The organism is Streptomyces sp. T39, from assembly GCF_008042045.1.
Lineage (GTDB): Bacteria > Actinomycetota > Actinomycetes > Streptomycetales > Streptomycetaceae > Streptomyces.
The window spans coordinates 60,951-85,956 of the sequence record NZ_RDBP01000015.1 but is presented as its reverse complement, the minus strand read 5'-3'; the positions used below and the strand labels follow the sequence as shown (position 1 = coordinate 85,956).

Here is a 25,006-nt window from a genome sequence, read left to right as displayed (position 1 = left end):
GACCGCAGGAGGACCACGATGTCCCGCATACAGCTCGCTCTGCGTGTCCCCGACCTGGCAGCATCCGTCGCCTTCTACACCGAGCTGTTCGGCACCGAGCCGGCCAAGCTGCGCGACGGCTACGCCAACTTCGCCGTCGCCGAGCCCCCGCTCAAGCTCGTCCTCGTCCAGGGCACGGCCGAGGACGACACCCGCCTGGACCATCTCGGTGTGGAAGTGGCCGACAGCGAGGCCGTCCACGCCGCCGCCACCCGGCTGAGCCGGGCCAGCCTCGCCACGACGGAGGAGAACGACACCCGCTGCTGCTACGCCCTCCAGGACAAGGTCTGGGTCCACGGGCCGGGCCGCGAACCCTGGGAGGTGTACGTCGTCAAGGCCGACGCGGACACCCTGGCCAAGCAGGCCGGCAGCACCTGCTGCGCCGCCCCGGCCCACGAGACCGAGGTGCCCGAGCCGGCCGCCGCGGGCGGCTGCTGCTGATCCGCCCCGGGCGTGCATCCGCCGACGGCCGTCGGCGGATGCACGCCGCGGTGTCGGCGGATGAGGTCACCACGACGAGGTGGTCGCCGCCGGTTGGTGCTTCTCGTCGCATGGTCCGGCCAGGGCGGGTATCACTCGCTTATGAGCCAAGAACAAAACGGTAGAAATCGTGCACCCCGCTCCGCGGGGGAGTCGGGGCCGCCGGACACCCCGACCGACCTGGGGAAGAAGTCCTGGGGCGCGGTCCTGAAGCGCACCCTCAAGGAGTTCAAGCGGGACGAGCTGACCGACCGGGCCGCAGGTCTCACCTACTACGCCATTCTGGCGCTCTTCCCCGCCCTCCTGGTGCTGATCTCCCTTCTGGGCATCGCGGGAGAGTCGACCACCCAGACGGTGCTCGACAACATCCAGAAACTGGCGCCCGGCGCGGCACGGGATGTGCTGACCAACGCGGTGACGCAGTTGCAGGGCAGTGCCGGTGTCGGCTCCGTCCTCGCGATCGTCGGTCTGCTGGGTGCCCTGTGGTCCGCGTCCGGCTATGTGGCGGCGTTCATCCGCGCCTCGAACGCGGTCTACGACCTGCCCGAGGGCAGACCGGTCTGGAAGGTGCTGCCGGTGCGGGTCGGCCTGACCCTGCTTCTGCTGGTCCTGGCCTGCGCCACCGCGCTGATCGTGGTGCTCACCGGCGGGTTGGCCCGTCAGCTGGGCACCACCTTGGGGGTCGGTGACACCGCGCTGACCGTGTGGTCGATCGCGAAATGGCCGGTGCTGGTGCTGCTGGTCGCGCTGATGCTGGCGATTCTGTACTGGGCCGCGCCCAACGCCAAGGGCCGCGGCTTCAAATTCGTGACGCTGGGAAGCCTGCTCGCTTTGCTCATCTGGCTGATCGCGTCGGCCGGCTTCGCCCTCTACGTGGCCAACTTCGCCTCCTACAACAAGACCTACGGCACGCTGGCCGGCGTGATCATCTTCCTCGTCTGGCTGTGGATCACCAACCTCGCCATCCTGCTCGGCCTCGAATTCGACGCGGAGATGGACCGCGAGCGGGCCATCGTCGCCGGTCACCCGCCGCGGGAGGAGCCGTACGTGGAGCCCCGGGACACCCGCAAGTGGGACGAGGAGGACCGGCGGGCCATGGGTGACACCGGCCCCACGGACCCCGAGGACCGGCGGGCCGCGGGTGACAGCGGCCCGACGGATCCCGAGGGCCGGCGCGACAGCTGACCGAGATGCCGGCTCGCCGTGGACTGCGCCGTACGCCGTCGGCGTCCGCACGGGCAGGGGGCACTCGAGGTCGTGAGGGTGGCGCTCGGCCCCGACCCGGCGGGTGTCGCACCGATCCGCCCCCGGCACCCGGGGGCGGCGTCGACCGGCCGTCGCCGGCGCGGTCACGGCCGCCGGCACGTGTCGTGTGACCCGTCGCCGGCGCGGTCGCGGGCGGCCGGCGCGCCCATGTACGCGTCGAGGACCCCGCTCTCCCGTCGCGCCGGGACCACCGCCGAGGCGAACGGCGCCTGAACGACCCCCGCCCATACGAGGGTCCGAGCCCCGGCCGCGCTCTCCGCAGGTCGCCTGCGGCAGTTCGCGGCCTCCCGGGCGGCAGCCGCCTGTGGGGCCGGCCCGTCACGGCCCGCTGTGTACCTGCGGCCGGGGTCGGTACTCGGATCGGGGCCGGTGAACGCGGTGCCCCAGGGGGCGGCGCCGCGAGGCATGGCCTCGCGAGGCCATGTGCCACGACAAGCGCTCCGGGCGGTACCTCCTCGCCCTGTCGATCCCCGGGCCGATGAGCGGCGTCGCGCCGCCGCCCCCCACCCCTGCCGGCCGCCCGTCGTCCCGCCCTCAGCGGGCGCGGGCGGCCGGCAGGGGTGCGCCCGGGCGGGAGTCGACGCTCACCGCCGGCGGCGCGCCCACAGGTCACCGCGGGGGAGCGGCAGCGGCTCACGGCAGGGGAGTGGCAGCGGCGCGGGCCAGGCGCCCCTCGTGCGGCGCGGCCGCCGGCCGCAGCGCGTACCCGGCGGGCGTGCCGCCCGCGATCCACCCTGTTCACCGTGCCGGCCCGCGCCGCGCCGCCCGTGGTCCCTTGCTCCCGTCGCGTGAGCGAGATGCCCATTCCCCTTAAGTCAAGCCGCAAGAAAAGTCGTGTCAGGGTTATTGACCGTGCCCGAGAGGGCGGGCATGGTTCCGGAGAGCGCTCTCCCATGCGCTCTCTCGCTTCAAGGAGACTCCCTTATGTCAACATTCGGCATGCCTCTGGCGGCCTCACCACCAGCCCGCGGGCGCGTACGGCGCGGGCTCGCGGGCGCCGTCGTCACCGCGCTGGCCGCCACGCTCCTGGCGGTGGTTCCGTCGACCTCGGCACAGGCGGCTCCGGTGCTGCTGTCGCAGGGCAAGCCCGTCACGGCTTCGAGCCAGGAGCACTACGGGACCCCGGCCGCCGACGCGGTCGACGGGAACACGGGAACCCGCTGGTCGAGCGCCGCGTCCGACGGTCAGTGGCTGCAGGTGGACCTGGGCAGCTCCACCGCGCTCAGCCAGGTCGTGCTGCGGTGGGAGACGGCCTACGCCAAGGCGTACCGGATCGAACTGTCGACGGACGGCACCACCTGGTCGACGGCCTACTCGACGGCGAACGGCGCGGGCGGCACCGAGACCGTCCCGATATCCGGCACCGCCCGGTACGTGCGCATGCAGGGTGTGACGCGGGCGACGGGATACGGCTACTCGCTCTGGGAGTTCCAGGTGTTCGGCGGAGGGGGCAACGACGGTCCGGTTCTGCCGGGCGGCGGCGACCTGGGACCCAACGTCCACGTCATCGACCCGTCGACCCCGAACATCCAGGGCAAGCTGGACCAGGTCTTCCAGGAGCAGGAGTCGGCGCAGTTCGGTTCCGGCCGGCACGCCTTCCTCTTCAAGCCGGGCACGTACAACGGCCTCAACGCCCAGATCGGCTTCTACACCCAGATCGCCGGCCTCGGCCTGCGCCCCGGCGACACCACCATCAACGGTGACGTGACCGTCGACGCGGGCTGGTTCAACGGCAACGCCACGCAGAACTTCTGGCGCGGTGCCGAGGGCCTGACCCTCAACCCGGTCAGCGGCACCAACCGCTGGGCCGTGTCGCAGGCGTCCTCCTTCCGCCGTATGCACGTGAAGGGCGGGCTCAACCTCGCCCCCAACGGCTACGGCTGGGCCAGCGGCGGCTACATCGCCGACTCCAAGGTCGACGGCCAGATCGGCAACTACTCCCAGCAGCAGTGGTACACCCGGGACAGCGCCATCGGCGGCTGGTCCAACAGCGTCTGGAACCAGACCTTCTCGGGCGTCCAGGGCGCACCGGCCACCTCCTTCCCCGAGCCCCGGTACACCACGCTCGACACCACCCCGATCTCCCGCGAGAAGCCCTACCTCTACCTGGACGGCAGCGAGTACAAGGTGTTCGCGCCCGCCAAGCGCGTGAACGCCCGCGGCACCAGCTGGGCCAACGGCACCCCGCAGGGCGAGTCCATCCCGCTCAGCCAGTTCTACGTGGTCAAGCCGGGCGCCACGGCCGCCACCATCAACCGGGCGGTGGCCCAGGGCCTGCACCTGCTGTTCACCCCGGGCGTCTACCACGTCGACCAGACCATCGACATCAACCGGGCGAACACCATCGTGCTCGGACTCGGCCTGGCCACGATCATCCCGGACAACGGCATCACCGCGATGAAGGTCGCCGACGTCGACGGCGTCCGGCTCGCCGGCTTCCTGATCGACGCCGGCCCGGTCAACTCCCCGACCCTGCTGGAGCTCGGACCGCAGAACTCCGGCGCGGACCACGCGGCCAACCCCACCACCGTGCAGGACGTGTACATCCGCATCGGCGGAGCCGGCGCGGGCAAGGCCACCACCAGCATGGTCGTCAACAGCGACGACGTCATCGTCGACCACACCTGGGTGTGGCGCGCCGACCACGGCGAGGGCTGGGGCTGGGAGACCAACCGCGCCGACTACGGCGTGCGGGTCAACGGCGACGACGTGCTCGCCACCGGTCTGTTCGTCGAGCACTTCAACAAGTACGACGTCGAGTGGTACGGGGAGCGCGGTCGCACGATCTTCTACCAGAACGAGAAGGCGTACGACGCCCCCAACCAGGCCGCCATCCAGAACGGCACGACGAAGGGGTACGCCGCCTACCGGGTCGACGACTCGGTGAACACCCACGAGGCGTGGGGACTGGGCAGCTACTGCAACTACAACGTGGACCCGACCATCGTCCAGGACCACGGCTTCAAGGCACCCGTCAAGCCGGGCGTGAAGTTCCACAGCCTCCTGGTGGTGTCCCTCGGCGGAATGGGCCACTACAACCACGTGATCAACGACACCGGGGCGTCCACCATCCCCGCCGGCACCTCGACCGTGCCGTCCACCGTCGTCTCGTTCCCCTGAGACACCGTCGCCTCACCGTCCTGCGGCGGTGAGGGCTTCGACTCCCTTCCGGGCCGGGTGATCACGACCCCGCGCCCCGGCCCGGAAGGGCTCGCACGACAAGACCGTGCATCCCCCTCCACACGAACCGCCGCGCGCGAACCGGCCCGACGGTCCGGCACCGCGCGCCCGGCGTCATGAATCAGCCAGGAGCACACGTGTCCAGTCCCCCTTCCGCCTTCCCTCGTTCCCGTCGACGCGACGGTCTGTCCCTCGTGACACTGGGCGCCCTGCTGGCGTCCTCACTGACCCTGAGTCTGGCCCCGCAGGCACAGGCCGCGGAGACGCTGCTCTCCCAGGGCAGGACGGCCACCGCCTCGTCGACCGAGGGCGCCGCCTTCGGCGCGGCCGCCGCGGTCGACGGCAACCTGACCGGTACCCGCTGGGCGAGCCAGTGGACGGACGCCCAGTGGATCCAGGTCGACCTCGGCGCGAGCAAGGACCTGAGCCGCGTCGTCCTGKCCTGGGAGGGCGCCTACGGCAAGAACTACGAGATCCAGGCCTCCGACAACGGCACCGACTGGCGGACCCTGAGGACCGTCACCGGTGGCGACGGCGGCACGGACGACCTCGCCGTCTCCGGCTCGGGCCGGTACGTGCGCATGCAGGGCCTCGCACGCTCCTCCGGCTACGGCTACTCCCTCTGGGAGTTCCAGGTCTACGGCTCCGACGGCGTGACCAACCCTCCGCCGGGCGGCGCGGTCAGGGTGACCGGCTCGCAGGGCAACTGGCAGCTGACCGTCGGCGGGCAGCCGTACACCGTGAAGGGCCTCACCTGGGGCCCGGCGATGGCCGACGCCCCCCGGTACATGCCGGACCTGAAGTCCATGGGCGTCAACACCGTCCGGACGTGGGGGACGGACGCCTCCAGCAAGCCGCTGCTCGACGCAGCTGCCGCCCAGGGCCTCAAGGTGATGAACGGCTTCTGGCTCCAGCCCGGTGGCGGCCCCGGATCCGGCGGCTGCGTCAACTACGTCACCGACACGACGTACAAGAACACCATGCTCACCGAGTTCGCCAAATGGGTCGACGTCTACAAGTCCCACCCGGCCACGCTCATGTGGAACGTCGGCAACGAGTCCGTCCTCGGCCTGCAGAACTGCTACAGCGGCACCGAACTCGAGGCCCAGCGCAACGCGTACACGTCGTTCGTCAACGACGTCGCCAAGAAGATCCACTCGATCGACCCCGACCACCCGGTGACCTCCACGGACGCCTGGACCGGAGCCTGGCCCTACTACAAGCGCAACGCCCCGGACCTCGACCTGTACTCGATGAACGCCTACGGCGACATCTGCGGCGTGCGCCAGGACTGGATCGAGGGCGGGTACGACAAGCCGTACATCATCACCGAGACGGGCAACGCCGGCGAGTGGGAGGTGCCCGACGACGTCAACGGCATCCCCGACGAGCCCACCGACGTCCAGAAGGCCGAGGGCTACACCAGGGCCTGGGGCTGCATCACCGGGCACCAGGGCGTGGCCCTGGGCGCGACGATGTTCCACTACGGTCTCGAGCACGACTTCGGCGGCGTCTGGTTCAACCTCCTCCCGGACGGACTGAAGCGCCTGTCGTACTACGCGGTGAAGAAGGCGTACGCCGGCTCCACCACGGGCGACAACACCCCGCCCGTCATCACCAACATGACCGTCAGCACGCCCACGGCGGCTCCGGCCGGGCGTGAGTTCACGGTCCGCGCCGACATCCGTGACCCCGACGGCGACCCGATCACCCCCAAGATCTACCTGAGCGGCAACTACGCCAACGGCGACAAGCGCCTGGTGGACGCGCAGTGGCGCTCCCTGGGCAACAACACCTTCGCGGTCACCGCGCCCGAGAAGCTCGGGGTCTGGAAGGTCTACATCCAGGCCGAGGACGGCCGCGGCAACGCCGGCATCGAGACGAAGTCCGTCAAGGTCGTCGCCCCGCCCGTCACCGGCACCAACATCGCCCTGAACAGGCCCACCACCGCCTCCTCCGCCCAGGCCTCCTACGGCGACTGCCCCTGCCCCGCGTCCAACGCCACCGACGGCAACACCGGCACCCGCTGGGCCAGCGACTGGAGCGACCCGCAGTGGATCCAGGTCGACCTCGGCTCGGCCAAGCCCATCCGCACCCTGCAGCTCGTCTGGGACCCCGCCTACGCGAAGTCCTACGAAGTGCGGGTCTCCGACGACGGGAACACCTGGCGGACCGTCCACACCACCACCACGGGCAACGGAGACATCGACACCGTCGACGTGACGGCCACCGCCCGCCACGTCCGACTCCAGCTGACGGCCCGGGGCACCGGGTGGGGCTACTCCCTCCACGAGTTCGGCGTCTACAGCTGACGCACCGCCTTCCATGAACGGGGGTGGCGGGGCGCCCGGCAGGACCCCGCCACCCCTGCACCACCGCACGAGACGAAAGCCGTCCACCACGCCAGTCGCGTGGCCCTTCACGGACACGCGAAACCGCCCCCCATGGGCAGGAGATCCCCATGAGATCGAGTCCGAAGCGGCTCCCCGCACTCCTCCTCGGTACGGCCCTCATCGCCGGCGTCCTCGGCATCGGCACCATCGCCTCCGCCGCGGACACGGAGAAGGCGTCCCCGTCCGCCGTCGCCGCGGCCGGGGCCCACAGCGGACACACCATGGCCGTGTCCACCCAGGCCTCGGGCGACGACCCCGACGGCGACGGCTACATTCCGGCCGTCCCCCAGGTCACCGGTGTGACACCGTCCACGGCCACCCCGCCCCCGGCCTACCACCACGAGTTCCAGGCCGGCTGCGCCGTCACCCACACCGCGCCGGACGACCCGATCGTCTACCCGGGCCAGTTCGGCAAGTCCCACGACCACACGTTCATGGGCAACAGATCCACCGACGCCGCCAGCACCACCGGATCGCTCTACGGAGGGAGCACCACCTGCAAGGCGCCCGCGGACGCCTCCGCGTACTGGATGCCCTCGCTGTACAAGGGCGATCAGAAGATCCTGCCCGTGGGTCCGCAGGTCATCTACTACAAGGCGGGCGTCACCGACTACCGGAGCGTGCGGCCCTTCCCCAAGGGGCTGCGGTTCGTGGTCGGCAACCCGATGCAGAGCGCCCAGGAGTTCCGTGCGCACAAGGGGTTCGTCGAGGGCTGGGAATGCGGTGAGAGCTTCTTCAACACCGACTTCCCGGCGAGCTGTCCGAACCGGCCCGACGTCCAGCTCAACCTGCGCATGCAGGCGCCCAGCTGCTGGAACGGCCTGTACCTCGACACCCCCGACCACAAGAGCCACATGGCCTACCCGGTCGTGAAGCCCGGCACCAACGACAACATGTGCCCGGCCTCCCACCCGGTGGCCCTGCCGATGATCGAGTTCAAGATGGCATGGCCGGTCAACGGCGACATGAGCCAGGTCCGACTGGCCAGCGGCCGCGGCTACTCCTTCCACTACGACTTCTTCAACGCGTGGGAGGAGCGCACCCTCAAGGCCCTGGTCGACCACTGCATCGTCGGCGGCCTGCAGTGCGACACACGGGGCTTCGACCTGTACCGCCCCGAACGCGGCACCGTGCTGAACGAAGAGCACCGCCTGCCCTGACCGGGCCGGCGGATCCGCCGAAGCCCGGCCGCCCCCGCTCACCCCGGGGGCGGCCGGGCCCTCGGCGTGCCTGCCCTCGGGACCGCGCACGGCCTCGCGCGGGAAGCTCATGGGTGGTGCGCCCGGCGGGACTCACGGAAGGGGAGTGGCCGGTGATCGCGACGGGCCGGGTGGCGGGCAGCCGACGGCGCGGTGAACGAGGCGGGGCCCCCGAGGACGTGCTCGCCGGACCGGCGGGCCCGGGCGGACGGGCGGAACCGCTCACGCGGGTCCCACTCCGCCCTACTGTGCCGCCCGTTCGCGCAGCGAGGTCTTCCACGCCGGTGCCGTCTGCTCGATCTCCACGGTGTCCCGGCGGCCTCCCTGGGCGAAGAAGTCGGCGAGCGGCAGGATCGCGGCGCCGACCGTGACGGCGTCCGGCCCGAGTGTGCCGAGCTCGACGCGTACGTGGGAGGCGGGGTAGGACAGCGCGTAGAGGGTGGCGTACTGCGTGACGCTGTCGAGGAACCGGGCGCCGAGCTGGAGGCCCGCCCATCCTCCGACGAGGATCCGCTCGGGCTGGAAGAGGTTGATCAGATCGGCGAATCCGGCGCCCAGGTACTCGGCGGTCTCCTCCAGGACGGCCAGCGCCGTCGTGTCCGCCTCCACCCCGGCAACGGGCGGGTAGGCGGCCGCGAGAAGCGCGGTCAGGGCCGTCTCCTCGTCCGCGTCGGCCGGCGGGCGCCCGCCGGCCTCCCGCCAGCGCTCCAGCAGCGCTTCCGCCCCGGCGTACGCTTCCAGGCAGCCCTGGGCGCCGCAGCGGCAGCGGCGTCCCCGGACCCGGACCTTCAGATGCCCCCACTCGACGGCCCGTCCCGAGCGCAGGTCGTCGCTGACGACGCACGCGCCGACGCCGGAGCCGAAGAGCACGACGACGGCGTTGCTCGCCCCCCGTCCGGCGCCGAACCACATCTCGGCCTGACCGAGGGTCTTGGCGCCGTTGTCGATGAAGTACGGCACCGACTGCGGCAGGTGCACGGACTCGCGCAACAGGCGTTCCAGGGGCACGGCGTCCCAGCTGATCGTCTGCCCGTGCACCACCGCGCCGTCCTCCGGCGTCCTGGCGACGATGCCGGGCACTCCCACGCCCACGCCCAGCAGCTGCCCGGGGTCGACACCCGCCTGCCGGACGACCTCCTCGATGCCGTCACGCACGTGCGCGACCACGACGGTGACGTCGTAACGGTCCTCTCTGCGCGGGCCGTTGGCGGCGAGAGGCCGCTCCACGCGGGCCAGTTCGGTGAGGGCCAGGTCGAAGAGCTCGATCCGGACCCTCGTCTCCCCGATGTCGACGCCGATCATGTAGGCGCTGTCCTGGCGGATGCGCAGGAGCGTGCGGGGCCGGCCGCCGGCGGAGTCCACACTGCCGGCCTCCTCCACCAGCCCGTCGGTCACCAGTTCCGCCACGACGTTGCTGACGGAACCCGAGCTGAGGCCCGTGACCGGACCGAGTGAGAAGCGGCTCAGGGGCCCGTCGAAATACAACCGTTGCAAAACCGCTGTGCGGTTCTCCCTCCGCAGGTCACGCACGGTACGACCGCTGTGCACTCTCACCGGACACCCTCTTCCGTAGGTCCTACGCGCAACATACCCCTGCGGCACCTCTTGACGCGACCTTCTCCCGAGGTTTAACTCACATCCTAAATTAAGTCGAGAGGCCGGTAGGGGCCTCCTGCGGGACGCAGCTTCCCCGCCTCCTCCGGCTTTCACCCTCCCCTGATAGGACTCGAGGACCCATGCGCAGAATCAGAACCGCAGCCGTCGGTGCCGTCACCCTGTCCCTCGTCCTCACGGCGGCTGCCTGCGGCGGCGGTTCCACTGGTGGATCGGGGTCCAACGAGCAGCCCAAGACCCTCACCTACTGGGCGTCCAACCAGGGCGCCAGCATCGAGGTCGACAAGAAGGTCCTCCAGCCCGAACTCGACAAGTTCGAGAAGGAGACCGGCATCAAGGTGAAGCTGGAGGTCGTGCCCTGGGCCGACCTGCTCAACCGGATCCTCACCGCCACCACGTCCGGCCAGGGCCCCGACGTCCTCAACATCGGCAACACCTGGAGCGCCTCGCTGCAGTCCACCGGCGCGCTGCTGCCCTGGGACGCGAAGAACTTCGAGGCCATCGGCGGCAAGGACCGCTTCGTCGAATCCGCCCTCGGCTCCACCGGCGTCCAGGCGCAGGAACCGGCCGCCGTCCCGCTCTACTCCATGGCGTACGCGCTCTACTACAACAAGAAGATGTTCCAGGACGCCGGCGTCGAGAAGCCGCCGGCCACCTGGGACGAGCTGGTCGCCACCGGCAAGAAGCTGACGAAGGACGGCAAGGCCGCCATCGGCGTCGAGGGGTCCAACCTCTCGAACAACATCCACCAGGTCTTCGTCCTCGGCAAGCAGCACGGCGCCGACTTCTTCACCCCCGACGGCAAGGCCGACTTCACCGACGACAACGCGGTGGCCGCCGTCAAGCAGTACGTCGACCTCATGGCCGCCCACAAGATCGTGGCCCCCGGCAACGCCGAATACGCCCAGAACCAGTCCCTCAGCGACTTCGCCAAGGACAAGACCGCGATGGTCCTGTGGCAGACCGCGTCCGCCACCTTCAAGGCCCAGGGCATGAACGAGGACGAGTGGGGAGTCGCCCCCGCCCCCGTCCTGTCCGGCGCGCCCGGCGCGGACAAGCAGACCAACTCCATGGTCGCCGGCATCAACATGGCCGTCTTCAAGAACACCAAGAACCTCGACGGCGCCCTGAAGTTCGTGAAGTTCATGACCAGCGACGAGGAGCAGAAGACCCTCAACACGGCATACGGCTCCATCCCGCCGGTCAAGACCGCCCAGCAGGACCCCGCGTTCAACACCCCGGCCCTGGCGGTCATCCGCGACACCCTCGCCACCAGCGCCAGCGCCCTCCCGCAGGTCCCCGAGGAGTCGCAGTTCGAGACCGTGGTCGGCACCGCGGTCAAGGAACTGTTCGCCGACGCCGCCGCAGGCCGGCCGGTCACCACGGACTCCGTGCGGGCCAAGCTCGAAAAGGCCCAGCAGCAGATGCCCAAGAAGTAGGCCGTCCCACCATGACCGATACCGTCATCACCCCACCGAGTGAGCGGACGGTGCGCAGGACCACACCCGGAGCGGCGCGCCCGCCGCGCCGCTCCGGGCGTCGCCGCATCGCCCTGCCGTACCTGCTGCTCCTGCCCGCCCTGCTCCTCGAACTCCTGGTCCACCTCGTCCCGATGCTCATGGGCATCGCCATGAGCTTCAGGGAGCTCACCCAGTTCTACATCCGGGACTGGTCGTCGGCTCCCTGGTCGGCCCTGGACAACTACACCGTCGCGATCGACTTCGACGCCCCCGTCGGCCAGGCGCTCCTCAAGTCCTTCTTCACCACGTGCCTGTTCACCGTGCTGTCGGTAGGGCTGTGCTGGCTCCTCGGGACGGCCGCCGCGATCTTCCTCCAGGAGAACTTCCGGGGCCGCGGCTTCCTGCGGACCCTGTTCCTGGTCCCGTACGCCCTGCCGGTCTACGCCGCCGTCATCACCTGGGCGTTCATGTTCCAGCGGGACAACGGCCTGATCAACCACGTCCTCCACGACCAGCTCGGCATCGGCGACAGCCCCGCCTTCTGGCTCATCGGGGACAACAGCTTCTGGGCCCTGCTGATCGTCTCGGTGTGGAAGGGCTGGCCGTTCGCCTTCCTCACCGTCATGGCGGGACTGCAGAACATCCCCCGCGACATGTACGAGGCGGCCGCCCTCGACGGAGCCGGCGTGTGGAAGCAGATCCGCCATATCACACTGCCGTCGCTGCACTCCGTCAACCAGGTCCTCGTGCTCGTCCTCTTCCTCTGGACGTTCAACGATTTCAACACGCCCTTCGTGCTCTTCGGCAAGGCCGCACCCGAAGCCGCGGACCTGATCTCCCTCCACATCTACCAGTCGTCCTTCCAGACGTGGAACTTCGGCACCGGCTCGGCCATGTCCGTGCTGCTCCTGCTCTTCCTCCTCGTCGTCACGGGCGTCTACCTCCTGCTCACCACCCGGAGAAGGAAGGCCACCGATGCCTGAGCACGTACGCGGGCACCGGGCCGCCCGATCCCCGATGACCGCGCGCCGATCCGCGGGCGCCTCGCGCTCCCCGATGGCAGCGCCCGCCTCGTTCCTCTGGACGCGGCGGATCTTCCTCACCGTGCTCACCGCGTTCGTGGTGCTCCCGGTGTACGTGATGATCTCCAGCTCGCTGAAGCCGTTGGAGGACGTCTCGGGGAAGTTCCAGTGGATACCCTCCGGACTCACGCTCCGCCCGTACGTCGACATCTGGGACACCGTCCCGCTCGCCGACTACTTCATGAACTCCCTGCTCGTGTCGGGGGCGGCCACCGCCTTCTCCGTCACGGTGGCGATCTTCGCCGCATACGCCGTCAGCCGCTACACCTTCCGCGGCAAGCGCGTCTTCACGGTGACGGTGCTGTCGACGCAGATGTTCCCGGGCATCCTCTTCCTGCTGCCGCTCTTCCTCATCTACGTCAACATCGGCAACGCCACCGGCATCGCCCTCTTCGGCTCCCGCGAAGGCCTGATCCTCACCTACCTGACCTTCTCGCTGCCGTTCTCGATCTGGATGCTGACCGGCTACTTCGACTCGATCCCGCGCGAACTCGACGAGGCCGCGAAGGTCGACGGCTGCGGACCCATCGGCGCGCTGTTCCGCGTCATCGTGCCGGCGGCGTCACCGGGCATCATCGCCGTCGCCGTCTACGCCTTCATGACCGCCTGGGGCGAGGTCCTCTTCGCCTCCGTCATGACCAACGACACCACCCGCACCCTCGCCGTCGGCCTGCAGGGGTACGCCACCCAGAACGACGTCTACTGGAACCAGGTGATGGCCGCCTCCCTTGTGGTGAGCGTCCCGGTCGTCGTCGGGTTCCTCCTGCTCCAGCGCTACCTCGTCGCCGGCCTCACAGCGGGTGCGGTCAAGTGACGCCTTTCTCCACACCGATCACGAAGAGGTTCTACGTGTCCGAATCCACCGACTCCCGCCCGCTCGATCTGGAGGCTTTCCCCCCGGACTTCTCCTGGGGCACGGCGACCTCCGCGTACCAGATCGAGGGCGCCGTCGACGAGGACGGCAGGGCTCCGTCCATCTGGGACACCTTCTCCCGGATCCCCGGCGCGATCGACAACGGCGACCACGGTGACGTCGCATGCGACCACTACCACCGCTGGCCCGAGGACATCGCCCTCATGAAGAGCCTCGGCATCGACGCCTACCGGCTCTCCGTCGCATGGCCCCGGGTCGTGCCCGGTGGCGACGGGCCCGTCAACAAGGCCGGACTCGACTTCTACGACCGGCTCGTCGACGGTCTCCTCGACGCCGGCATCGCCCCGTCCGTCACGCTCTACCACTGGGACCTGCCGCAGGCCCTCCAGGACCGTGTCCGCGACAGCCGCGGCGGCTGGACCGAACGGGCCACCGCCGAGCACCTCGCCACCTACGCCTCCGTCGTCGCGGAGCGCCTCGGCGACCGCGTCACGCAGTGGGCCACCCTCAACGAGCCCCTGTGCTCGGGCTGGATCGGCCACCTGGAGGGGCGCATGGCCCCCGGCATGACCGACATCACCGCCGCCGTGCGCGCCTCGTACCACCTGCTCCTCGGCCACGGCCTCGCCACGCAGGCCGTCCGGGCCGCGGCACCCGGGGCACGGATCGGCCTGGTCACCAACCACTCCACCGTCGAAGCCGCGACCACCCGGCCCGAGGACATCGCCGCCGCGCACCGCATGGACGCCCACACCAACCGCTGGTGGCTCGACCCGGTGTACGGCCGCGGTTTCCCCGTCGAGATGCGGGAGCTCTACGGGGTCGAACTCCCGGAGCGCCCCGGGGACGCGGAGACGATGGCCGCGCCGCTCGACTGGCACGGCCTCAACTACTACTTCCCGGTCACCGTCGCCGACGACCGGACGGGCCCCGTGCCCTACGCCCGGGAGGTACGCCTGCCCGACGTGCCCCGCACCGGCATGGACTGGCAGATCGACGCCGGCGGCCTGGAGTCCTTCCTGCTGCGGCTCACCGAGGACTACGGCGTGCGCGAGATCTACGTCACCGAGAACGGCTCCGCGTTCCCCGACACCGTCGGCCCCGACGGGGCCGTTCACGATCCCGAGCGCACCGGCTATCTCGAGGAGCACCTCGCCGCCTGCGCCCGCGCCGTCCGCAAGGGCGCACCGCTGGCCGGGTACTACGCATGGTCCCTGCTGGACAACTTCGAGTGGGCCTACGGCTACGACAAGCGCTTCGGGCTGGTCCACGTCGACTACGCGACCCAGAAGCGGACCATGAAGACCAGCGGCCGGCGGTACGCGGAGCTGATCCGCGCCCACCGCGCCGGCCGCTAGGCGACCTGGCCCCGGTTCCTCGTCGAAGCGGTGCGCGGTCCCGTCCCGCGCACCGCTTCGACGCATTCCGGCGGGCCGCCACCGGGACGGCGCCCGCCCCCGCGCCGACGGCCACACCAGGTGGCCGGCGGCCCGGCCGGCGCTCCCCGTCCCGCCGGCACCGGACCCCGCGCACCGATCCGACCTGATTGAGCCGAAGGACCTACGCCCGAACGGCCGAGGCGAGGTGCGTGCCGATCCGCAGGAACGCCTGCACGAGCGGGACGACGGGCACGGACGGGGAGACCACCTGGGAGCCGAAGTGGACGACGACGAGGTCGAGTCCGGGTGAGACGAACAGGCGCTGTCCATGGATGCCGCTGGCCATGAAGGAGCCGTAGGCGTCGTTCGGGATCCACCACAGGTCGTGGTACGACAGCGTGGCCGGGGAGGTCGCGGGCGCGGCCGGAAGGCGCACACGGCGCGGGTAACCGTCGGGGACGCCGCTGACGACGCCCGCCGCCACCGCCTCGGGGACCACCTGCCGGTCCCCGACAGCACCCCGGCAGCGCAGCATCTCGCCGAGCCGGGCGACATCGCGCGCGGTCGCGCTGAAGCCGCCGCTCGCCGCCTCGACGCCGTCGCCGTCCAGGATGTAGTACGCGTCCTCCTCGGCGCCGATCCCCGACCACAGGAGCTCGCCGAGCAGGGCCGAGGTGCTCAGCCCGGTGATCCGGCGCAGGACTTCCGCGAGGGCCTCGACGTTGCCGTTCTCGTAGCGGAACGCGGTCCCGGGTGCGCCGGCGGCGCGGGCGGTCAGGAGGTGTTCGCGGATCGTGGCGGGACCGTTGTGGTCGTACGGGCGCATGCGGGGGGCGATCACGGCGAAGTACCGCTGGGCCTCGATGGACTTGTCGAAGGGGCGGCCCGCGTAGGTGACCTGGGTGCCCATGTGCAGCAGGTCCTGGATCCGGGCTTCGCCGAAGGCGGTTCCCGCGAGTTCGGGGACGTAGGCGGTCGTCCGGGCGTCGCGGTCCAGGAGCCCCTGGTGGGCCAGGACGGCCGCCATGAGGCCCACGTAGGACTTCGCCGCCGAGGCGTTGAAGTGCGGGGTGTGCGCTGCGGTCCCGTGCAGGTACCGCTCGTACACGACGGAGCCGCGGTGCATCACCAGGAACGCGTCGGTCTGCGCGGCGGCGAACAGCTCAGGCAGCGTGACCGTGCCGCCGCCGTCCAGCGCGAGGGGCAGGGCGTCGAGTTCGGGCGTGCCTGCTCCTGAGGCGTCGAGGGCGGTGGGCAGTTCCCGGCGGCCGCCCGGGCCCCGCCAGACACGGCGGCTCGGTGACAGTTCCCGGCCGGCGGACGTGAAGCGGCGGATCCAGGCCGGGTCCGTGTAGCCGCGCGTCCACAGGAGATCGCTCAGCGGGTTCGCCTCGGTCATGGGTCGCTCCGTTGCTCGGCAGTGAGGTCTCAACAGCTCGCTCGTTACCGTACACAGTGTTCATTTTCAGCAACAGAGGCCATTTTCTGCTGGGGAGATTCGTTGACGTGCTCGCAGTGGAGGTCTACGTTGCCAAATGTTCCGGTCGTTACCGGACAGCTTGTATGGAACGTGTCGTACGGCTGTCGCGTGTCCCGTCGCGGGTGACGTGCGCTCGGGCGCGCCCCCCCTGCCCGCCGGCTTCGCGCCCTTCCCCTTCTTCCTCCAGAGCCGCAGGAGTGTGTCCCATGGCCGAACCGTCCTCGTCCGCACCGCCGCTCGACGCCCCCGGCGGTGTCCACGGCATCGACGGCAGGGGTTCGCCGGCGGAGCCGGCGTTCGACCGGCGGCACGCCTGGCTGATCGCCGCGATGATCGTGGCGTTCATGCTCATCAACTACGCGGACAAGTCCGTACTGGGGCTCGCCGCCGTCCCGATCATGGACGAGCTGGGGATCAGCAACAGCATGTACGGGATGATCTCCAGCTCGTTCTCGCTGCTGTTCAGCCTCTCGGGCCTGGCCGTCGGCTTCGCGTCGGCCCGTGTCTCCAGCCGGGTCCTGCTCTTCACGATGGCCGTCCTGTGGGCGGTGGCGCAGGTGCCGGTGCTCGTCGTGGCGTCGGTGCCGGCGCTGGTGGCCGGGCGCGTCCTGCTCGGCGCGGCGGAAGGGCCCGCGGCGTCGATGTCCATGCACGCGCTGTACAAGTGGTTCCCCGCGGACCGGCGTGGCCTGCCCTCGGCACTGCAGATCAGCGGTGCCGCGCTGGGCATGCTGGTCGCGGCCCCGGTCGTCACCTGGCTCATCACGGGCTTCGGCTGGCGCTCGGCGTTCGTGGTCCTCGCGGTGACGAGCGTGGTGTGGAGCATGGTCTGGTGGTGGGTGGGCCACGACGGCCCGTACGGCGGCCGGTCCGCGGGCCGGGCGGACGGCCACCGGGCCGCGGCGGCCGCTCGGCCGGCCGGGGCCCCGGGCGTGTCCGCACCGCCCGAGCGGCTGCCGTACCGGCGGCTGCTGCTGAACGGCACGGTGCTCGGGTCCATCGCCGCGGCCTTCGGCGCCTCATGGGCGCTGGCGCTGAGCCATGCCTGGCTGCCCGCCTATCTGCGCACCGAGCTCGGCATGACGCCGGGCGGGGCGGCGACGGTCATCAGCGCGATCTCGGCCTTCAGCCTCGTGCTGCTGCTCTCGGTGCCGGTGCTGGTGGACACCCTCCGGCGGCGGGGCCGTTCGAGCCGCTGGTCCACGGGCGCACCGCAGGGCGCCGCCGTCGCCGTCGCGGCCCTGGCCATGGCGGCTCTGCCGTTGGTCGACGGGCACGGGGCCCATCTGGTGCTGCTCGCCGTCGCGTTCGGCGGTCACGCCATCGTCTTCCCCCTGCACTACATGACCGCCTCGGCCGTGGTCCCGGCACTCCAGCGTGGAGCGGTGTTCGGCGTCGTCGCCGCGGCCGGCACGCTGCCGGGGCTGGTCTCGCCGTATCTGACCGGCCGTCTGCTGGACTCCGCCGCCACGCGGAGCGACGGCTGGGGACAGGCGTACCTGCTCTCCGCCGGCGTCATGCTGGTCTGCGCCGTCGTCGCCCTGGTCACCATCCGGCCGGAGCGGGACGCGCGGAGGCTGGGGGTGGGCTGACCGCCCGGCGCGCGCCCACCGCGGTGCGGGCGCCGTCCCGGGACGGCGCGGCCGCTGGGCCGGGCCACCCGCCGCGACCCGGACGGGTGGCCCGCGCGGCGCTCCCGTCACCCCGCGGCGGTGACCGCCCCGGAGTCCTTGCGCCCCGGGGGCGGCCTCCGGGGCGCAAGGGCTCCGGGGCCGGGGCCGGCCGACGCGGCGTGCGCCGGTGCGGGATCAGTCCCGCGTCTCGAAGCCGCTCGCCCAGTACCTGCCGCGCAGGGCCAGATCGAGCAGCATCCGCACGACCTCCTCGGCGGGCAGCGACGGTGTCTCCTGCTCCACCCACCAGCGCAGCACGGCGATCTGCTCACCCACCCACACGCGGGCCAGCAGTTCGGGGTCGATGCGAGGCTGCACCGCGTTGCGCTCCGCGCGGGCGCGGAACTCCTCGGCCGTCGCCCGCGCGACGGCGTCCGTGAACATCTGCAGCGGCCTGCCGTCGCCCTCGCCCCGCAGGACGATCCGGTACAGGTCGCGCTCCTCCCGGGCGTGCCGCAGCATCTCCAGGACCGGTTTCCCGGTGAAGCCGACCGCGCTGTCGGCGACGGCGGGCTCCAGGCGCTCGGCGAGCCCGGCCAGCAGATCGGCCGTCACCCGGGCGAACAGGTCCTCCTTGTCGCGGAAGTGGGCGTAGAACGTGGCGCGGGCGACGTCCGCCCGCTCGGTGATGTCCTCGACGGTCAGCGCGGCGCAGCCGCGCTCCAGCACCAGCTCCACCAGGGCGGCCCCCAGGGCGCGGCGTGACCGCCTCGTCCGTCTGTCCTCGGCCAACGAAGCCACCTCTCCTCGATCGTCGCGCTGCGCGGGCGCCCAGTCTAGGAGACTCTTGACACTCCACAAGTTACTGAACAAGCTGTCTGTAATTGAACGTACTGTGCAATCGCTCGGTCCCCTCCTCCCGATCTGGAGCAGTGCTACATGAACCTCGGCACCTACCTGACACGCAGCGCCCGCTACTGGCCCCAGGCCCCGGCCCTCGTCTGCGGGGACCGCACATGGACCTTCGCCGGACTGGAGAGCTCGGCGAACGCCCTGGCCTCCGCCCTCGCCGCCCGCGGCCTGCGCCCCGGCGACGCCGTGGCCTCCGTCGCATGGAACCGCGGTGAACTGGTGGAGGCCGAGTTCGCCCTCTACAAGGCGGGGTTGACCCGTGCGCCGATCAACGCGCGCCTCGGACGCGGCGAGATCGCGCACATCCTGCGCTACGCCCCCGTACGCGCCCTGGTCTTCGACGCGGCCCACCGCGAGGACGCGCTTGCCGCGATCGCCGCGGCCGGCACCGGCTGCCTGGCCGTCCCGCTCGACGACGAACCGGACGACGCGGCGGACGCCGTGCCCGGCGTCGGCTGGGCCGCTCTGCTCGCCGAGGGCGAGGCGGGAGTCCCCTTCCGCGTCGAACAGGACGAAAACGAACCCTGTGTCCTGAACTTCACCTCCGGCTCCACCGGAGCGCTCAAGGCGGCGGTCCAGACCGTCGGCAACCGGCTCGCGAACATGCGCAAGCTGCTGATGTCCGACGAGTCACGCCCCCGGCCCGGCACCCGCTACCTCGCCTGCGGCCCCATCACCCACGCCACCGGCATGGGGCTGCTGGCCGGTGTGTTCGGCGGCGCCACGACGTACGTCCTGCCCTCGTGGAGTCCGCAGAGCTTCCTGGAGACGGTGGAGCGGGAACGCATCACCGCCACCTTCCTCGTCCCGGCCATGGTGAACATGGTGCTCGCCCACCCCGGTGCACGGCGCCACGACCTGTCGTCGCTGACGAGCGTGCGGATCGGCGGCGCCCCCATCTCGCCTCAACGCCTGCGCGAGGCCGTGGAGTTCTTCGGACCCGTCGTCGCCCAGGGGTACGGGCTCGGCGAGACCACCAGTGTGGTCGCGGGCCTGAGCGCCGACGAGATCAGCCGTGCCGTGCGGGAGGACCCCGAACTGCTCCAGTCGTGCGGACGCGCCTCCTACGACACCGAGGTGCGCGTCGTCGGCGAGGGAGGCCGTGAACTCGGCCCCCGCGAGGTCGGCGAGGTCATCGTGCGCGGCCCCGACTGCGTGCGCGAGTACTGGCAGGAGCCCGAGCTGTCGGCCGACACCTTCCGTGACGGATGGGTCCACACCGGCGATCTCGCCTGGATGCGGGAGGACGGCTACCTCTTCCTCGTCGACCGCAAGAAGGACATGATCATCTCGGGCGGGTTCAACATCTACTGCACCGAGGTCGAGGCCGCCCTCTACGAGCACCCCGCCGTCCAGGAGGCATGCGTCGTCGGCGTCCCCGACGAGACGTGGGGCGAGGCGGTCAGGGCCGTCGTCGTGGCCGGCCCCGGCGACACCGGCGTCACCGCCGAGGAACTGATCGCCTTCTGCGCCGAGCGCCTGGACAGCTTCAAGAAGCCCCGCGCCGTCGACTTCGTGACCGAGCTGCCCCACAACCGCAACGGCAAGCTCGACCGCAGGGCCGTGCGCGAACCGTACTGGGCGCACGCCGCCCGCCGTGTCAACTGACGCCTCCCCGCCCGTTCCCCAGGAGCACCCGTGACCTTCTCCCTGCGCCCCGACCACGACGACCCGCGCACGGCGGAACTCGTCGCCCGCCTGCGCGACTACCTCGACGGCGAACTCGCCGACTACGAACGCGAGCGCGGCATCACCGCGTCGGGGCGCCTCACCCGCGCCGATCTCGAACCCGTCTGGCGCCGCAGCCGCGACCTCGGCTTCTACGGCATCCACCTGCCCGAGGAGTACGGCGGGCAGGGCCTCACCCACACCCAGCTCGCCGCCCTCAAGGAGGAACTCGGCGCCAGCGGACGCGTCCTGGCGCACAGCGTCCTGGGTGACATGGGCGGCCCGCTGCGCGCGGGCGACATCCTCCGGCACGCGACCCCGCATCAGCTGGACACCTTCCTGCTGCCGCTGATCCGCGGCGAGCGTGCCTGCTGCTTCTCCCTCACCGAGACCGATGCCGGATCCGACGTGCGCTCCATGCGCACCGTCGCGGTCCGCGACGGCGACGGATACCGCCTCACCGGGCACAAGGTCTTCTCCTCCGCCGGCCCGTTCGCCGACTTCGCGATCGTCGTCGCCCGCATGGCCGGCACCGGCGAACAGCCCGACGAGAAACCGCGGTTCTCCGCGTTCCTCGTGGACCTCGACAGCCCCGGCTGCCGTGTCGAGGACGGCGCGACCCCGATGTCCGGAGAACACATCGAGAGCGACATCGTCCTGGACGACTGCCGGGTGCCGGCCGCCAACCTGCTCGGCGAGGAGGGCGAGGGGATGCGCATCGCGCTCGGCCGGGTCACCACCAACCGGCTGCTGCACTGCCCCACCGTCCTCGGCGCCACCCGCCGGGCACTCGACCTGACGCTGAACCGCGCGCGCACCCGCCTCGTGGCGCAGGGCCGGCCCCTGCTCTCGCTCCAGGCGATCCAGCACAAGGTCGCCGACATGGCGACCGGTCTGTACGCCGCGCGTTCCATGACCTACGCGGCGCTCGCCGCCCTCGACGAGGGCCGCGAGGTCCACACCGAGGCGTTCATGTGCAAGCTCTTCGTCGCCGAGACCGCCTTCCGCATCCTCGACGAGGCGGTGCAGATCCACGGCAAGGAGGGGCTCACCCAGGGCAACGAGATCGAGTTCCTGTTCCGCAAGATCCGGATGTTCCGTGTGCTGACCGGAACCTCGGAGATCCAGCGCAACGGCATCGCCAGAGCACTGGCCTTCCAGCACTGACGAAGGCCGGGCCCGATGTCCGGACGGCCCGACGTCCGGGCGGCCCGATGTCCGGGTGCCTCGCCGGACGTCCGGTGGGTGTCCGGCCCAGGGGCGGACCGGCGCGCCCGCCCAGTCGCAGGTGGCAGGATGGCCGACCGTGAGCGGACGCGGTGTGGGGCAGGACGGCGGGACGGCGGAACGGGAGCCCCGGCGGCGGCGCGATCCGCAGTGGACGCGCGGGGCCCTGCTCGACGCGCTCCTCGAACTGATCGCGGAGGGTGCGGGGGAGCCGACCCGCCGGGCCGTCGCCGAGCGGGCCGGCGTGTCGGAGCGTTCGGTCTTCGTCCACTTCGCCGATCGCGAGGCGCTCTACGTCGCCGCGGCCGAGCGGCAGGCGGAACGCTGGCAGGCGCTCGCCGACCACGTACCGCCCGGGTGGAGCACCGCGCGCAAGATCGACGCCCTGCTCGACCAGCGCGGCCGGATGTACGAGGTCATGACGCCGATCCGCAGAGTCGGGCTGGCCCTGGAACCGCAGTCGCCGGGGCTGCGGCGGGTGATGGCCAGGGGCGACCTGTGGTTCCGCGACGACCTGGCCGCGATGTTCGCCCCGGAACTGCGGGAGGCGCCGGGCGCGCCGCTGCCCGGCGGACTGCTGGACGCCGTGGAGGCCGCCGCCTCCTGGGCCGTCTGGGATCACCTGCGCACCCGGCGCGGCCTTGCCGAGGAGGCCGCCCGCTCGGCGATGGCGCGCACGCTCCGGGGCCTGCTGGGCTGAGCGCAGGCGTTGCGTCCTCGGTCGCGGCCYGGTCGAGCGCTGCCGTCCGGTCCTCCGAGACCCCCTGGCCGCGTGTTGCCGTCCGGTCCTCCGAGACCGCCGGGTCGCGTGTTGCCGTCCGGTCCTCCGGGACCGCCGGGTCGCGTGTTGTCGTCCGGTCCTCCGGGACCGCCGGGTCGAGCGGTGCCGTCAGGTCCTCGGCGACCGTTCGGTCGAGCGCTGCCGTCCGGTCCTCCGGGGCCCCCTGGCCGCGTGTTGCCGTCCGGTCCTCCGCAACCGCTGGGCCGGGGCCCACCGTTCCGTCTTCTGCCGCGTGGCGCATTCGCGCCGGCTGCCCCTTGACCACTATTGCAGTCGTACTGCAATAGTGGGAGCCGTCGGCCGCGGCCGACGGCGGACACCCGTTCGCCCTCCCCTCCCGTGCCGTGACGTCCGACCGGCCCAGAAAGGTCACTCACCCCATGACGCCGATGAACAGGCGCGGCTTCGTCGCCGCCACGGCCGGCGCAGCCGCCGCAGCCGTCTCGCTCAACCCCCAGACCGCGCAGGCCGCTTCGGGCCTCCGCCGGCCAGGGACCACTCCGGCGCCGACGCGCACGGACGGCCTCCCTTACGACGACACGGACGACTTCGCCGACGCCCACCGCGGATTCGTCGCCGCGTTCACGGGCGGCCCGATCACCACCGCCGCCGGCAGGACCGCCTGGGACCCGGACGCCTACCGCTTCCTCGAGGACGCCGGAGAACAGGCGCCCGACACCGTGGACCCCAGCCTGTGGCGCCAGGCCCGGCTCCTGTCACATCAGGGCCTGTACCGGGTCACCGACCGCATCTACCAGGTCAGGGGCCTGGACCTGTCCAACATGACGATCGTCGAAGGAGACACCGGCGTCATCGTCATCGACCCGCTCATCTCCGCCGAGACGGCCGCCGCGGCCCTGCGTCTCTACCGCGACCACCGCGGCGAACGGCCCGTCACGGCGATGATCTACACCCACCCGCACGTCGACCACTTCGGCGGCTGCCGCGGCGTGCTGCCGGACGGCGCGGGGGACGTGCCCGTCCTGGCGCCCGACGGCTTCATGGAACACGCCGTCAGCGAGAACGTCTACGCGGGCCCGGCCATGTCCCGCAGGGCCTCCTACATGTACGGCTCCAGACTTCCCGCCGGTGCCACGGCCCAGGTCGGGTGCGGTCTCGGCCTGACCGTCTCGCTGGGCACCGTCGGCCTCATCCCTCCCACGCACTCCATCAGGGCCACGGGGGAGGAGACAACCCTCGACGGGGTCCGGATCCGCTTCCAGATGACCCCCGGAACCGAGTGCCAGGAGGAGATGAACTTCCTCTTCCCCGACCTGCGCGCCGTCTGCATGGCGGAGAACGCCACCCACACCATGCACAACATCGTGACCCTGCGCGGCGCCCAGGTGCGCGACGCGCATGCCTGGGCGGGCTACCTCACCGAGTCGATCGGCCTGTACACCGGCACCGCCGATGTCGCGTTCGCCTCCCACCACTGGCCCACCTGGGGGAACGACGCCATCGTCGAACTCCTCACCCACCAGCGGGACCTGTACGGCTACCTCCACGACCAGACCGTCCGGCAGATCAACCAGGGCATGACCGGCACCGAGATCGCCGAGGACTTCCGGCTGCCGCCCCAACTCGAAGAGGTCTGGGCCAACCGCGGCTACTACGGCTCCCTCAGTCACAACGTCAAGGCGGTCTACCAGCGCTACATGGGATGGTTCGACGGCAACCCCGCCCATCTGTGGGAACACCCTCCCGTCGAGGAGGCCCGCCGCTGGGTGGAGACCATCGGCGGGCAGGCCGCGGTCCGTGCCCGTGCCCGGCACTACACGGACAGGGGAGACCTGCGTTTCGCCGTCACCCTGCTCAACCACGCCGTTTTCAACGACCCCGGCGACAAACGGGCCCGCCGCGACCTGGCCGCGCTCTACACCCGCCTCGGACACGCCGTCGAGAACGCCGTCTGGCGCAACTTCTACCTCACGGGCGCCCAGGAACTCACCCACGGCATCGCGCCCGCCGCCGGGGCGGCCCTCGGCCCCGACATGCAGCAGGCCCTGACGGTCGGTCAGCTCATCGACGGCCTCGCCGTCCGGGTGAACGGACCGAAGGCATGGACGACCGACCTCACGATCGACTGGCGCATCGGTGACGGCCACTGGCGCCTGCGCCTCGCGAACGGGCTCCTCACCTGGACCACCGGCCCGCGGCGGACCCCCGGCGCCGGCCTCACCATGACGATGACCAAGGCCCAGCTCCTGCGCATGCTCGCCGGGCAGGGCACCGACGGCATCACCATGGACGGCGACGCCACCCTCCTCACCCGGCTCCTGTCCGTCCTGGACAAGCCGCATCCCGCCTTCCCCGTCGTCACGCCCTGAGACAGCGTCCCGATGCGCGCACGGTCCCG

At 71.2% G+C, this 25,006-nt stretch carries 17 protein-coding genes; 14 read left to right on the top strand and 3 right to left on the bottom strand.

What is annotated here, in order from left to right:
• Window positions 1-18: 18 nt before the first annotated feature.
• The 5 genes from EAO77_RS18550 (at window position 19) to EAO77_RS18530 (ending at window position 8,518) form a co-directional block, all read left to right on the top strand.
• Complete coding sequence (locus EAO77_RS18550; protein ID WP_147989397.1) at window positions 19-480, top strand: ArsI/CadI family heavy metal resistance metalloenzyme; 462 nt, start codon at window positions 19-21, stop codon at window positions 478-480.
• A gap of 141 nt (window positions 481-621) precedes the next feature.
• The gene (locus EAO77_RS18545; RefSeq protein ID WP_147989396.1) at window positions 622-1,704 is read left to right on the top strand and encodes a YihY/virulence factor BrkB family protein; all 1,083 of its coding nucleotides are present in this window, start codon (window positions 622-624) and stop codon (window positions 1,702-1,704) included.
• A 1,005-nt stretch (window positions 1,705-2,709) separates the two neighbouring features.
• Window positions 2,710-4,905: a discoidin domain-containing protein gene (locus EAO77_RS18540; protein WP_147989395.1), complete on the top strand. Its 2,196-nt coding sequence runs from the start codon at window positions 2,710-2,712 to the stop codon at window positions 4,903-4,905.
• 176 nt (window positions 4,906-5,081) lie between these two features.
• Window positions 5,082-7,277, top strand: a complete 2,196-nt coding sequence (locus EAO77_RS18535) for a discoidin domain-containing protein (protein WP_147989394.1) — start codon at window positions 5,082-5,084, stop codon at window positions 7,275-7,277.
• Window positions 7,278-7,426: 149 nt separating this feature from the next.
• Entirely contained in the window at window positions 7,427-8,518 is a 1,092-nt protein-coding gene (locus tag EAO77_RS18530) for a DUF1996 domain-containing protein (RefSeq protein WP_147989393.1), read from the top strand.
• A 282-nt stretch (window positions 8,519-8,800) separates the two neighbouring features.
• Here EAO77_RS18530 and EAO77_RS18525 read toward each other — a convergent pair whose 3' ends face one another.
• A complete protein-coding gene (locus EAO77_RS18525; protein ID WP_147989392.1) occupies window positions 8,801-10,111 on the bottom strand; it encodes an ROK family protein in 1,311 nt (436 codons plus the stop codon).
• A gap of 182 nt (window positions 10,112-10,293) precedes the next feature.
• On the opposite strand from EAO77_RS18525, the gene EAO77_RS18520 reads away from it, so the two are divergent.
• From EAO77_RS18520 to EAO77_RS18505, 4 genes are all read left to right on the top strand, one after another.
• The gene (locus EAO77_RS18520; protein ID WP_147989391.1) at window positions 10,294-11,610 is read left to right on the top strand and encodes an extracellular solute-binding protein; all 1,317 of its coding nucleotides are present in this window, start codon (window positions 10,294-10,296) and stop codon (window positions 11,608-11,610) included.
• A gap of 11 nt (window positions 11,611-11,621) precedes the next feature.
• Entirely contained in the window at window positions 11,622-12,614 is a 993-nt protein-coding gene (locus tag EAO77_RS18515) for a carbohydrate ABC transporter permease (protein WP_147989390.1), read from the top strand.
• Between the two features lie 73 nt (window positions 12,615-12,687).
• Window positions 12,688-13,527 (top strand): carbohydrate ABC transporter permease, encoded by an 840-nt coding sequence (locus EAO77_RS18510; protein ID WP_147989414.1) that lies wholly within the window; start codon window positions 12,688-12,690, stop codon window positions 13,525-13,527.
• Between the two features lie 35 nt (window positions 13,528-13,562).
• On the top strand, window positions 13,563-14,945 hold the full coding sequence (locus EAO77_RS18505) for a GH1 family beta-glucosidase (protein ID WP_147989389.1): 1,383 nt from the start codon (window positions 13,563-13,565) through the stop codon (window positions 14,943-14,945).
• A gap of 202 nt (window positions 14,946-15,147) precedes the next feature.
• Here the strand turns inward: EAO77_RS18505 and EAO77_RS18500 are convergent, their stop codons facing one another.
• Window positions 15,148-16,365, bottom strand: a complete 1,218-nt coding sequence (locus tag EAO77_RS18500; RefSeq protein WP_147989388.1) for a serine hydrolase domain-containing protein — start codon at window positions 16,363-16,365, stop codon at window positions 15,148-15,150.
• 287 nt (window positions 16,366-16,652) lie between these two features.
• On the opposite strand from EAO77_RS18500, the gene EAO77_RS18495 reads away from it, so the two are divergent.
• Window positions 16,653-18,038 carry an MFS transporter gene (locus EAO77_RS18495; RefSeq protein WP_147989387.1) on the top strand — a complete coding sequence of 462 codons (1,386 nt, stop codon included), beginning with the start codon at window positions 16,653-16,655 and terminating at the stop codon, window positions 18,036-18,038.
• A 216-nt stretch (window positions 18,039-18,254) separates the two neighbouring features.
• Here EAO77_RS18495 and EAO77_RS18490 read toward each other — a convergent pair whose 3' ends face one another.
• A complete protein-coding gene (locus tag EAO77_RS18490) occupies window positions 18,255-18,851 on the bottom strand; it encodes a TetR/AcrR family transcriptional regulator (RefSeq protein WP_147989386.1) in 597 nt (198 codons plus the stop codon).
• 147 nt (window positions 18,852-18,998) lie between these two features.
• Between EAO77_RS18490 and EAO77_RS18485 the strand changes: the two genes are divergently transcribed.
• The 4 genes from EAO77_RS18485 to EAO77_RS18470 all read left to right on the top strand — a co-directional run bounded on the left by EAO77_RS18485 (window position 18,999) and on the right by EAO77_RS18470 (window position 24,977).
• Complete coding sequence (locus EAO77_RS18485; protein WP_147989385.1) at window positions 18,999-20,579, top strand: class I adenylate-forming enzyme family protein; 1,581 nt, start codon at window positions 18,999-19,001, stop codon at window positions 20,577-20,579.
• A 30-nt stretch (window positions 20,580-20,609) separates the two neighbouring features.
• Window positions 20,610-21,806, top strand: a complete 1,197-nt coding sequence (locus EAO77_RS18480; RefSeq protein ID WP_147989384.1) for an acyl-CoA dehydrogenase family protein — start codon at window positions 20,610-20,612, stop codon at window positions 21,804-21,806.
• Between the two features lie 139 nt (window positions 21,807-21,945).
• Window positions 21,946-22,566 (top strand): TetR/AcrR family transcriptional regulator, encoded by a 621-nt coding sequence (locus EAO77_RS18475; protein ID WP_147989383.1) that lies wholly within the window; start codon window positions 21,946-21,948, stop codon window positions 22,564-22,566.
• 461 nt (window positions 22,567-23,027) lie between these two features.
• On the top strand, window positions 23,028-24,977 hold the full coding sequence (locus EAO77_RS18470; RefSeq protein WP_147989382.1) for an alkyl/aryl-sulfatase: 1,950 nt from the start codon (window positions 23,028-23,030) through the stop codon (window positions 24,975-24,977).
• Window positions 24,978-25,006 lie beyond the last annotated feature (29 nt).

Coding starts and splice junctions, on each gene's coding strand:
- EAO77_RS18515 (WP_147989390.1), top strand. CDS start 11,622: ATGACCGATACCGTCATCACCCCACCGAGTGAGCGGACGGTGCGCAGG.
- EAO77_RS18545 (WP_147989396.1), top strand. CDS start 622: ATGAGCCAAGAACAAAACGGTAGAAATCGTGCACCCCGCTCCGCGGGG.
- EAO77_RS18510 (WP_147989414.1), top strand. CDS start 12,688: ATGGCAGCGCCCGCCTCGTTCCTCTGGACGCGGCGGATCTTCCTCACC.
- EAO77_RS18470 (WP_147989382.1), top strand. CDS start 23,028: ATGACGCCGATGAACAGGCGCGGCTTCGTCGCCGCCACGGCCGGCGCA.
- EAO77_RS18485 (WP_147989385.1), top strand. CDS start 18,999: ATGAACCTCGGCACCTACCTGACACGCAGCGCCCGCTACTGGCCCCAG.
- EAO77_RS18495 (WP_147989387.1), top strand. CDS start 16,653: ATGGCCGAACCGTCCTCGTCCGCACCGCCGCTCGACGCCCCCGGCGGT.
- EAO77_RS18500 (WP_147989388.1), bottom strand. CDS start 16,365: ATGACCGAGGCGAACCCGCTGAGCGATCTCCTGTGGACGCGCGGCTAC.
- EAO77_RS18550 (WP_147989397.1), top strand. CDS start 19: ATGTCCCGCATACAGCTCGCTCTGCGTGTCCCCGACCTGGCAGCATCC.
- EAO77_RS18520 (WP_147989391.1), top strand. CDS start 10,294: ATGCGCAGAATCAGAACCGCAGCCGTCGGTGCCGTCACCCTGTCCCTC.
- EAO77_RS18540 (WP_147989395.1), top strand. CDS start 2,710: ATGTCAACATTCGGCATGCCTCTGGCGGCCTCACCACCAGCCCGCGGG.
- EAO77_RS18530 (WP_147989393.1), top strand. CDS start 7,427: ATGAGATCGAGTCCGAAGCGGCTCCCCGCACTCCTCCTCGGTACGGCC.